The organism is Azospirillum lipoferum, from assembly GCF_024170005.1.
Lineage (GTDB): Bacteria > Pseudomonadota > Alphaproteobacteria > Azospirillales > Azospirillaceae > Azospirillum > Azospirillum lipoferum.
In genome coordinates, this window is the sequence record NZ_JALJXJ010000010.1 from 99693 (window position 1) to 111021 (window position 11329).

The 11329-nt window shown below is 65.6% G+C and carries 10 protein-coding genes; 8 read left to right on the forward strand and 2 right to left on the reverse strand.

Annotated features, from left to right (window positions below; translation table 11 throughout):
* The first annotated feature begins 11 nt into the window (after nucleotides 1-11).
* From J2848_RS22115 to J2848_RS22135, 5 genes are all read left to right on the forward strand, one after another.
* Nucleotides 12-953: an ABC transporter permease gene (locus J2848_RS22115; protein WP_149232667.1), complete on the forward strand. Its 942-nt coding sequence runs from the start codon at nucleotides 12-14 to the stop codon at nucleotides 951-953.
* 1 nt (nucleotide 954) lies between these two features.
* Nucleotides 955-1824 (forward strand): ABC transporter permease, encoded by an 870-nt coding sequence (locus J2848_RS22120; RefSeq protein WP_253568718.1) that lies wholly within the window; start codon nucleotides 955-957, stop codon nucleotides 1822-1824.
* A gap of 34 nt (nucleotides 1825-1858) precedes the next feature.
* Nucleotides 1859-3451 carry an ABC transporter substrate-binding protein gene (locus J2848_RS22125; RefSeq protein ID WP_149232665.1) on the forward strand — a complete coding sequence of 531 codons (1593 nt, stop codon included), beginning with the start codon at nucleotides 1859-1861 and terminating at the stop codon, nucleotides 3449-3451.
* Between the two features lie 205 nt (nucleotides 3452-3656).
* A complete protein-coding gene (locus J2848_RS22130; protein ID WP_211103208.1) occupies nucleotides 3657-4727 on the forward strand; it encodes a MalY/PatB family protein in 1071 nt (356 codons plus the stop codon).
* 116 nt (nucleotides 4728-4843) lie between these two features.
* Entirely contained in the window at nucleotides 4844-5842 is a 999-nt protein-coding gene (locus J2848_RS22135) for a LysR family transcriptional regulator (RefSeq protein WP_149232664.1), read from the forward strand.
* A 25-nt stretch (nucleotides 5843-5867) separates the two neighbouring features.
* On the opposite strand, the gene J2848_RS22140 is transcribed toward J2848_RS22135, so the two are convergent.
* On the reverse strand, nucleotides 5868-6836 hold the full coding sequence (locus J2848_RS22140) for a LysR substrate-binding domain-containing protein (RefSeq protein WP_149232663.1): 969 nt from the start codon (nucleotides 6834-6836) through the stop codon (nucleotides 5868-5870).
* Between the two features lie 75 nt (nucleotides 6837-6911).
* Here J2848_RS22140 and J2848_RS22145 point away from each other — a divergent pair, with 75 nt between their 5' ends.
* From J2848_RS22145 to J2848_RS22155, 3 genes are all read left to right on the forward strand, one after another.
* Nucleotides 6912-7847 (forward strand): MBL fold metallo-hydrolase, encoded by a 936-nt coding sequence (locus J2848_RS22145; RefSeq protein ID WP_149232662.1) that lies wholly within the window; start codon nucleotides 6912-6914, stop codon nucleotides 7845-7847.
* Between the two features lie 14 nt (nucleotides 7848-7861).
* Entirely contained in the window at nucleotides 7862-8854 is a 993-nt protein-coding gene (locus J2848_RS22150; RefSeq protein WP_149232661.1) for an alpha/beta hydrolase, read from the forward strand.
* A 246-nt stretch (nucleotides 8855-9100) separates the two neighbouring features.
* A complete protein-coding gene (locus J2848_RS22155) occupies nucleotides 9101-10435 on the forward strand; it encodes an MFS transporter (RefSeq protein ID WP_149232660.1) in 1335 nt (444 codons plus the stop codon).
* A gap of 104 nt (nucleotides 10436-10539) precedes the next feature.
* Here J2848_RS22155 and J2848_RS22160 read toward each other — a convergent pair whose 3' ends face one another.
* Nucleotides 10540-11211: a GntR family transcriptional regulator gene (locus tag J2848_RS22160; RefSeq protein ID WP_149232659.1), complete on the reverse strand. Its 672-nt coding sequence runs from the start codon at nucleotides 11209-11211 to the stop codon at nucleotides 10540-10542.
* Between the last annotated feature and the right edge of the window lie 118 nt (nucleotides 11212-11329).

The following is an 11329-nucleotide window of genomic DNA, read 5'->3' on the forward strand; positions in this document are numbered from 1 at the left end:
AGGGAAAAACCATGCTCGCATTCATCATCCGGCGATTGCTCGGTGCCATACCGGTCGTCGTCCTCGTCGCCCTGATCATCTTCTGCCTTCTGTATTTCGCGCCGGGCGACCCGGCCACCATCATCGCCGGGGATCTGGCGACACCCGAGGAAATCGACCGGATCCGCGTCGCCCTGGGGCTGGACCAGCCCTTTCACGTCAGGCTGGGGATCTTTCTGCTCAACCTCGTGAAGGGCGACCTGGGGACGTCGATCTTCTCGAACCTGCCCGTCACCCACCTGATCGCACAGCGTCTGGAACCGACCTTCTCGCTGGGTGTGCTGACCGTCCTGCTGTCCGTGGTGGTCGCGGTGCCGCTGGGTGCGCTGGCGGCATGGCGGGCGCGGCGGGCGGTGGATCGGCTGGCGCTCGTCGTCAGCGTGCTGGGCTTTTCGGTTCCGGTCTTCGTGGTCGGCTATCTGCTGATCTGGGTGTTCGCCATCAAGCTCGCCTGGTTCCCCGTGCAGGGCTATACGCCGCTGTCGCACGGTGTCGGGCCCTGGCTGTCCAACCTCGTCCTGCCGACGCTGTCGCTCGGGATGGTCTACATCGCGCTGATCACCAGGATCACCCGCGCCGGCGTGCTGGAGGTTCTGTCGCAGGATTACATCCGCACCGCCCGCGCCAAGGGGATGGGCGACCGGGTGATCATCTGGCGGCATGCCCTGCGCAATGCGGCCGTGCCGATCGCGACGGTGGTCGGCATCGGCGTGGCGCTGCTGCTCGGCGGGGTCGTGGTCACCGAGACGGTCTTCGCGATCCCGGGCGTCGGGCGGCTGCTGGTCGACGCCATCCTGCGCCGCGACTACCCGATCATCCAGGGCGTCATCCTGCTGCTCGCCGGCATCTACATCATCGTCAACCTTTGCGTGGACATCAGCTATGCAATCTTCGACCCACGCATCCGCTACTGAAATGGCTCCGGCCACCTCCCCCGAACCCGAGCGTGTCGGCTCGGCATGGGTGCTCTTCCTGCGCCATCACGGCCCGATGGTCTTCGGCGCCCTGGTGCTGGCGCTGATCGTCGCCGCGGCGCTGCTGGCCCCCTGGCTCGGGACCGCCGATCCGCAGAAGCTGGCGCCGGCGGCGCGGCTGAAGCTTCCGTCCGCCCAATACTGGTTCGGGACGGACGCGCTGGGCCGGGAGCTTTACAGCCGGGTGCTGTATGGCGGGCGGGTTTCCCTGCTGGTCGGCTTCTCGGTGGCGGCGCTCGCCATGCTCGGCGGGTTGGTGCTCGGACTGCTGACGGGCTTCTTCCGGCAGCTGGACGCCCTCCTGATGCGCGTCCTTGAAGCCTTCATGGCGATCCCGGCCATTCTTCTGGCCATCGCCCTGATCGCCCTGACCCGCGCCAGCGTGGAGAACGTGATCATCGCGCTGGCGATCGCCGAGACACCGCGGGTGACCCGTCTGGTCCGTGCCGTCGTCCTGACGCTGCGGGAACAGACCTATGTGGAGGCGGCGATCGCCATCGGCACCCCGCCGATGCTCATCCTGCTGCGCCACATCGCGCCGAACGCGCTGGCGCCGCTGATCGTCCAGGGCACCTTCATCTGCGGTTCGGCCATCATCTCGGAATCGATCCTCAGCTTCATCGGCGCCGGTACGCCGCCGTCGGTGCCGACCTGGGGAAGCATCATCTCCGAGGGCCGCAGCTACTTCCAGCTGTTCCCCAACATCATCTTCTTCCCGGCGGTCTTCCTGTCGCTGACCGTCCTCAGCATCAACCTGATCGGCGATGGTCTGCGCGACCTGCTGGATCCGCGCCTCTCGCGCGAGCTGTAACCGGCAAACCCCATTTTCTCGGAGAATTCGTGCCATGACTGTTACCCGGCGTGCGTTTCTGGCAGGATCGGCGATGGCGGCAGGGGCGCTGGCAGGGTCGGCGGGGCTGAGTGCCCCGGCGATCGCCCAGACCAAGAAGAACGTATTGCGCGTCGTGCCGGCCTCCAACCTCTCGGGCATCGATCCGGTAGTCACCAGCGGCCAGCCCGTCCGCAATCACGGCTACCAGATCTACGACACGCTGTTCGGGATGAACACGCGGTTCGAGGTCAAGCCGCAGATGGCCGAAGGGGCGGAACAGTCCGCCGACGGGCTGACCTGGACGATCCGGCTGCGCGACGGGTTGAAGTTCCATGACGGCGAGAAGGTCCTGGCGCGCGACTGCGTCGCCAGCCTGAAGCGCTGGGGCGCCCGCGACCCGCTGGGCCAGACCATCTTCGGATTGACCGACGAGCTGCGGGCGGTCGACGACCGCACCCTGGAGTTCCGGCTGAAGTCGCGCTTCGGCCTGCTGACCAAGGGGCTGGCCAAGATCGGCGGGCCGGCGCCCTTCATCATGCCGGAGCGGATCGCCCAGACCGATCCGAGCGTATCGATCAAGGAGGCGATCGGTTCCGGCCCCTTCCGCTTCCTGGCCGACGAATGGGTGCCGGGCAGCCGCGCGGTCTATGCCAAGTTCGACGGCTACGTTCCGCGCGACGAGGCGCCCGACTGCACCTCCGGCGGCAAGATGGTCCATGTCGACCGGCTGGAATGGCATGTCATCCCCGACGCCGCGACGGCGACCGCGGCGCTCCAGCGCGGCGAGGTCGACTGGTATCATGGGCCCGACCTGACGCTTCTGCCGCTGCTGAGCCAGGATCCGGCCATCAATACCGAGGCTTACGACGATCTCGGCTATATGACGGTCATCCGCTTCAATCATCTCCAACCGCCGTTCGACCGTCTGGAGATGCGCCGGGCGATCCAGATGGCGGTCAATCAGGTCGATTACCTCCAGGCCCAGGTCGGCATGCCCGATCTGTACAAGGAATGCCGGTCGGCCTTCTTCTGCGGCACGACGATGTCCACCGGCGCCGGTTCGGAGGTGATGGCGGCCAATTTCGAGAAGGCCAAGGCGCTGCTGAAGTCCTCCTACAAGGGCGAGAAGGTGGCGATTCCGACGGCGACCGACCTGTCCTGGCTGCATGCCGCCTCGCTGGTGACGGAAGATCTGCTGAAGCGCATGGGGGTGAATGTCGAGTTGCAGGCGATGGATCTCGGCACCTTCTACAAGCGCCGCACCAGCATGGAGCCGGTGGACAAGGGCGGCTGGTCGATCTTCCATGCCGGCTTCAGCGTGACCGACATCCTCGACCCCTCGACGCATCTCGGGCTGCGCGCCAACGGCAAGCAGACCTGGCCGGGCTGGCCGACCGATCCGGTGATCGAGCAGCTGCGCGACGAGTGGATGACCGCCGATCCGCAGGACCAGGGCGCGATCGTCCGGAAGATCGAGGCGCGTGCCTTCGAGACGGTGCCCTTCGTTCCGCTGGGGCAGTTCCAGACGCCGTCCGCCCGGCGGCGCACCGTGACCGGCATGCTGAAGGCGCCGCTGCCTTTGGCCTGGAACATCAAGCTGGCCTAAGTCCCGTATGGGCAGCAGGGGCTGAGGGGGAGGCGGAATGATGATCGGAAATCGAGAGGCCAGACGAGAGGCCAGAGCGAGCGTCACCGGCTCCCCAGGGCCTTCGCGGCAGAGCTTTTTCCTGTCCGAAAGCGCCTTGCGCCGGCGGGGCTCGCTCAAATGGGACCGCTATGATCCTTCGGTCCTGCCCTGCTGGGTCGCCGAGATGGATTTCGACATGGCCGAGCCGGTCCGCCGGGCCGTGGCGGATCTGTCGGCGGCGGGCGCCTTTCAATATCCTCTGCGCGGAGGCCGTCCGCCGGACCGTCTGGTCGCCGATGCCTTCGCGGAACGGATGGAGAGGCGGTATGGCTGGCCGGTCGATCCCGACTGCACGCTGGTCGTCACGGACCTCGTGCAGGCCATCTATGCGGCGGTGACGGCCTTCACCCGGAAAGGGGAGGGCGTCGCCGTCCAGCTTCCCGCCTATCCGCCGTTCAGGGCGGCTGTGGAGGATACCGGACGGCACGCCGTCGCATGGCCTGCCGATCCCGGTCCGGGCGGCTATGGCTGGGACCTGGGCCGGCTTTCGCAAGACTCACGGCCGGCTGCGAAACTGCTGATCCTGTGCAATCCGCACAACCCGACCGGCCGGATGCTCAGCCGGACGGAGCTGGCGGCGCTGGCCGACCATGTGGTCCGCAACGATCTGATCGTCGTCGCCGACGAGATCCATGCGGACATCGTCTATGACGGTCGTGCCCATATTCCGTTCGCCTCGCTTGGGCCGGAGGTTGCCCGGCGGACTGTCACGCTCCATTCGGCGACCAAGAGCTTCGGCATTCCCGGTCTTCGCTGTGCGGTGATGCATTTCGGGTCGCGCGCGCTGCTGGAGCGGTTCACGGCGGTGCTGCATCCCAGATTGCTGGGGCAAAGCAGCATCGCCGGCATCGAGGCGACGCTGGCCGCGTGGCGGGACGGGCAGGAATGGTTCGACGCCGTGCTGGCCCATCTGCAAGGGATGCGGGATTATGTCCGCGCGGTTCTGCGGGCGGAGATGCCGGAGATCGGGCTTCATCCGCCACAGGCAACCTATCTGGCCTGGCTGGATTGTTCGGCGATGGGATTGGACCGGCCGGCCGGGGAGTTCTTCCTCCACCATGCGAAGGTCGCGTTCAGCGCCGGCGAAACCTTCGATCCGCAGGCATCGCAGTTCATCCGGATGAATTTTGCGACGTCGAAGCCCCTCATCGACGAAATTCTCGACCGGATGCGGCAGGCGATGAGGAGCCGCTGACAGGAGCCGATCGCGGCCGCCCGGCTCGCGGGACATCCCGCAGGGCATCGCGACGATGCGCCGGATGGTGGTTCAGGAAGCACCCTTGTTCCGTTTTGCGGAGAATGGAAAGCCCGATGCGGGAGATCAACCAGCGGCGGCTGCGTTACTTTCACGAAGTTCTGACGCACGGCTCGATCCGTCGGGCCGCCGATGCGATCAACACCGCCCCGTCGGTGATCACGCGCCAGATCCGGCTGCTCGAAGAGGAACTGGGGGCCGCCTTGTTCGAGCGGGGAGCCAGCGGCGCCACCCCGACCGAAGCGGCGCAATATGTCCTCGAATACTGGCGCTTCTGCCGATCCCAGCAGGAGAATCTCGAGGAACGGATTTCCGAGATCAACAACCTGCAACGCGGAAGCCTGCGTCTGGCGATCAGCGAGGGATATATCGACGAGCTGATGGAGAAGGCGCTGCTGCCGTTCAGCAAGGCCTATCCGAACATCCAGTTCACGATGAACACCATGTCGGCGACCGAGGTGGTGTCTGAAGTGGCGGAGGACGTCGCCCATATCGGGATCGCCTTCAACCCGCCGCGCTCGACCAAGACCCGTACGGTTCTGAAGGCGAGTGCCCCGGTCCATGTCCTGGTCGGTGCCCGCCATCCGCTGGCGCTGTGCCCCGAGCCCGTCACCCTTTCCCAGGTGTTCGAGTATCCGGTGGCGACGATGCCGTCGGCGACGGGTCTCGGCAAGCTCGTCGAAACGCTGGCCTATGTCGAACAATTGCCGCTCAACATCGCCTTCATGACCAACTCCGTCCACAGTCTGGCGCGGTTCGTCCTCAACAACCACGCGGTGACCTTCACCGGGGCGATCAACGCGTCCGCCATGGCGGATGCGGGGGAGGTCGTCGCCCTGCGCATCCAGCATCCGCTTCTGCTGAAATCCAACGCGCAACTGATCGTGAAGGCGGGGCGCAACCCGATCAAGTCGGCGCGGACGCTGATCGACTATATCGGCAGCAGAACCGGGATCTTCGCGCCCGAGTTCCGCACATCGGAGGGTCCGAGAGCGCGATCGGAGAAGCCGGCGCCGCTTCCCTGCAAAGGCAATGGACGCGCCGTGACGCCGTGACCGGGATGGTCGGGGCGCAGACCGTTCAACCCCGGCCGCCTACGGCACGCAGGGTGTCGCGGACATCCAGTTCCGCCGCCAGCAGGATTTCGGCGACCTGATCCCGGACCCAGGCCGATGCCGGATCCTGATCGAGCTGGAGCGACCACACCATCGCGACCGCGGGCAGTCTCAGGGTCAGGGGAGCGGGGCAGACGGTCAGGCCGAAGCGGGGCGCATAGAGACGGGCCATGCGGGTCGGGATGGTCGTGATCACCGGCGCGCAGGCGACCGTCGCCAGAATGGTCAGGAACTCCGACCCGGCGGCGACGACGTCGAGATCCGCCCCGATCTCGGTCAGGGCATTCTCAAGGCAGCCCTGCAGGCTGTCGGTCCGGGTCACCAGGGCGTGCGGCGCGGCCAGATAGTCCGCCAGGCTGATCGGCGTGCCGAGCGCAAGCTGGCGGGCATTGAAGACGCAGCTCAGGGACTGTTCGAACAGGAACCGCGATCTATGGCGCTGGGCCGCCGCGTCGAAGCAGCCGACGGCCAGATCGAGCGCCCCGTCGTCCAGCATGCGGTGAACCTCCTCCTTTCCCGTCGAGCGGCAGAGAAGGCGGATCCCCGGTGCGGACTGCCGCATCCGTTCCGTCAATTCGGGGAGCAGCAGAAGCTCCACCTCGCTGGAGAAGCCCAGGCGGACGGTCCGTTCCTCGGTCGCCGGATCGAAGAGGGTGCGGGCATGAAGCGCCGTCTGCATCTGGTCGAGGGCGGTGCGGATCGGTCCGGACAGCATGCGGGCACGGGCCGTCGGCTGCATGACCGTGCCGACCCGCACGAACAACTCGTCCTGGAACAGCATGCGCAGGGTGGAAAGGCTGTGGCTCATCGCCGGCTGGCCGACCCGCAGGCGCGCGGCGGCGCGCGTGACGCTGCGTTCCTGCATCAGCGCATCGAACGCGACGAGAAGATTGAGGTCGAACGACCGCAGATCGAAATGATTGATTGAGACCATGATCCGCATCGATTTGTCTGATGGGCAATGTGGCATTAAGTTGGCTGCCAGGCAATCCCCCAACAGGAAAATCCCATGCAGTCCGAACCGGCCGTGTATCGCGTCGGCGATGCCGTCATCGTCAAGATTCCCGAACTGCCGCTCGAAGGAGTCGATCCAACCTACCTCTATCCGGACTTCGACCCCGCCGTCGGTCCCGAGATCGCCCGTGAATTCGGCGCCGGATCGGTGGACCAGCAGACGGGCATGCTCCGCCAGAGCATCCATACCTGGCTGGTCCGCACGCCGGACAGGGTCATCCTGGTCGATACCGCGACGGGAAACGACAAGGAGCGCCTGGCGATGCCGGTCCTGCACCGGCTCAACGAACCCTTTCTCGAGCGGTTGAAGGCGGCGCAGGTCGATCCGGAGGATGTCGATCTGGTGCTGTTCACCCACCTGCACGTCGATCATGTCGGGTGGAACACGCACAAGGTCGGCGATCAGTGGATTCCGACCTTCCCCAATGCGCGGTATGTCTTCTCCGCCCGCGGACATGACTATCTCGCGGCATTGTCCGCCGGCGACGGTTCCGACGCGGCGATCAGGGCGGAAGCCGGGCTGGGCGACATGGTCAAGACGCCGTTGGCCGGTGTCTACGAGGACAGCGTGCGCCCCGTCGTCGAAGCCGGGCTGGCGCGACAGATCATGGTCGACGAGTTGGAGGCGGTGGAGGGCTTTTCCTTCCTGCCGACCCCCGGCCACAGCATCGATCATGCCTGCATCCGCTTCACGTCCCAGGGGGAACAGGCGCTGTTCTGGGGCGACGTGCTGCACCACCCGACGCAGATCGTCAGGCCCGATTGGAATTCGCTCTATTGCGAATTTCCTGAGGCTGCCCGGGCGTCCCGCCGATGGGCGCTGAACCACGCGGCGGAGACCGGGATCCTGGTCTTCACCAGCCATTTCGGCGAATCCTCCGCCGGCCGCGTCGGGCGCGACGGCGACCGGTTCACTTGGCAATTCGCCTGAGCTAAGGAGCGAGCATGTTGCAGACAGACCATTCGCCGAACCGCCGGATCGAGTGCGAGCGGGTGTTGATCCCGAGCGATACGGACGGCGTGACGCTTCAACTGATCAACAAGCGTCCGGCCGATGCGGTGGAGTATTCCGCCGAACGCACGCTGGTCATGATCCACGGCGCGACCTTTCCGTCGGAGAGCCTGTTCGACGTGCCGGTCGCCGGCGCCTCGTTCATGGATGTTCTGGCCCGCCAGGGCTATGACGTCTGGGCCGTGGACGTCCGCGGCTATGGCGGTTCGACGCGACTGCCCGAGATGTCGCAGTCGCCCGAAGACAATCCGCCGCTGAGCCCGGCCCGGACGGCGGTCCGCGATCTCGCGGCGGCGGTCGATTACGTCCGGCAGAAGCGCGGTGTCGAGCGGGTGAACCTGCTCGGCATGTCCTGGGGAGCGACCGCTGTCGGAACGCTGGCCGCCGAAGCCGGCGACCGGTTCGGAAAGCTGATCCTGGTCACGCCCCTCTGGCTGTCGGGAACGCCCCTGCGGTTCGATTCCGGCGGGCCGATCGGCGCCTACCGTATCGTCGACCCGCAGGCTTTCGAAGCCGCCTGGCGCGGTGCGGCACCGGAGCAGGAGAGGGCGGGGCTGATTCCGGAGGGCTGGTTCGACGCCTGGGCCGAGGTGACGCTGGCCACCGACCCCGCTTCGCCCACCGCGGGGACGATCCGTGCGCCCTCCGGTGCCGTGCAGGACGTCCGGCAGCACTGGACCGCCGGCAATCCCCTCTACGATCCGTCGGTGATCGCCAATCCCGTCCTGCTGGTCTGCGCCGAATGGGATGTCGATGTGCGGTTCGACATGGCGCAGGATCTGTTCACCCGCCTTACCGGTGCGCGGTACAAGCGGCTGGTGGAGGTCGGTCAGGCGACTCACATGGTGCTGATGGAAAAGAACCGCGGACAGGCGTTCGACGCGGTCATCCGCTTCCTGGACGAACAGGCCGAACCCGCCGCCTGAGCGCAGGCAAGCCGTTCATCGATCAAGGTGCTTTGAGGGCCGCCTCGCTCCCTGGCGGGGGCGGCCCTCGTTGCCGTCAACCGGATGATTAAAAAATGGATCCGGAAAATGGATCCGGAAAATGGATCCGGCCGTCCCGCCGGCCGGCGCTTGACTACCGGGAAATTACTGATAGTCTAATGAACGGCGACTGACATATCAGAACTCACTCAGTCGTCCATCCAGAAAATCTGCGGGAGGAAACTGATGAGGAACAGGATTCCCTATCGGTGGGTCGTGGCGATCGTGCTCTTCGTCGCCTACAGCATTCAATATCTCGACCGGGTGAAGTCGAGCGTCCTCACCCCGGCGATCGCCCAGGACATCGGCCTGACGACGGCCGACATCGGGACCGGCGCCTTTCTCATGCTGCTGTTCTATGGGCCGGCACAATATATCTCGGGCCTGCTCACCGACCGCTTCGGCGCCAAGAAGATCCTGCTGTTCTCAGTGGTCGCGTGGTCGGTGATGACGGCGTGGATGGGGATGATCCAGTCCCGCGACGAGTATCTGCTGCGCATGGCGATGTTCGGCTTTCTCGTCGGCACCGAGTATGTGCCCTCCGCCCGCATCCTGATGCGCTGGTTCAACAAGCAGGGGCGCGCACGGGCACAGGCCCTGCTGTCCTGGGCCTGGATTCTGACGCCCGCCTGGGCCAGCGTCTTCGCCACCCATCTGGCGCAGGTGTCGGGCGATTGGCGGCTGGTCTTCTACGTCACCGCCGCCTGCGGCGTCCTGCCGCTGGCTCTGATCGGTCTGATGGTTTTCGACCGGCCGGAGCAATATCCCAAGATAACACCGGACGAACTCGACCATGCCTACCGCGATGAGATCGAGGAGGGGGTGATCAAGAAGGGCGAGTATGGCGACGCCCGGAATACGATCCTTCGCAGCAACGCGATCACGTTCGTCCAGTTCTTCCGCAATCCCAGCTATGTCGCGGTGGTCTTCGTCGACATCGTGATGCAGGTGACCCTCTACGGCGCCCTGACCTGGATTCCGCTGTACCTGTCCGACGTGTTCCACTTCAAGCTTCAGACGATGGGGTGGTGGAGTTCCCTCTATTTTCTGGCCGGCGCGGTCGGCAGCTTCACCTCCTCCTATCTGTCGGATCGCGTGTTCCACGGCAACCGCCGCATCATGATCATGACCTGCTTCATCGGTCTGGCGCCCTTCGTCTTCCTGCTGGCGACCTTGCAGACCGCCGATCCGGTTCTGCTGGCGGTCGCGCTGTGCGGCATGGGATTTTTCGGGAACATGGCATGGGGGCCCTTTCTGGCCGTGCCGGCGGAAATCTTCACCCCTGAGGTCTACGGCAAGGCGATGGGGTTCGTGAACGGTGCCGGATACTTCGTCGCCGCATTCAGCGCGAAGATCTTCGGCGCCCTGGTGGTGGTGACGGCCGCGGGCAAGGATTACTCGAACGGTTGGTACTTCATCGGGGTCTGCGTCCTGCTCGGCATCGTCGCCGCCAGCTTCATCCGTCCCCGGCTGCAACGGGAAGGAGGGATCCAAGGGCGGCCGGCTCCTGCGCGCGCCTGACGGCGGGTTGTCCATACCGCCTCATATTCTCCTGTACGAGGCGGCACTTGTGGCCGAGCGGTCGCCGCTCGGCCATTTTTCATGAGTTGGGGTCGGAGCCCGGCTCAGAAATCGCGCGACAGGGCGCGGCGCGTCAGCCGGTCGAGAAAATCGATGAAGCCCTGCGTCGCTTCGACGGCGCGCTCTTCCGACGATTCCGCGATGGCGGTCAGGATCTTGGCGTGCAGGTCGGCGGCTTCCGTGAAGCTGTCGGTATCCTCGATGTAGGCGTACCAGAAGCGCCGCGAGAGCGCCAGGACACCCCTTGCGGTTTGCGCCAGCATGCCGTTGTGGGCAGCCGCGGTGCGGATTTCATGGATGGCGCGGTTCGTCGTGAGATAGAGAGAACGGTTTCCGGTTGCCGCCGCCTGCCGGATGACCGCGGCCAGCCGCAGCATCTCCGACCGTTCCGCTTTGGTGGCGCGCCGGATCGCCAGCCGGGACATCAGCAGTTCCAGCGGCAGGCGGACCTCCAGCAGTTCCAGCTGCTTCATGACGTCCACCGGGGTCACCAGCGCGCCGCGGCGCGGGTGAATCTCGATGAAGCCTTCGAGCTTCAGCCGTTGCAGCGCCTCGCGGATCGGCGTGCGTCCGCATCCCAGCTCGTCGGCGAGCCGGTTCTCCGAAATCATCGATCCCGGAGGCAGCGCCCGCGTGACGATCATCTCCTCGATCCGCAGATACGCCGTTTCGGCGATCGACGCCGCTTCCTGATCCACCTTGATCTCGTCCCCCATCAGGCTCTCCGTCTCCCGGTTCCGCACGGCAATCCCGCACGACGATTCCACGCTGGCTCACTCTGCCGATCCAGCTTGACAATATTGCGCCCCATCTGATATGTCACATGCATACTAA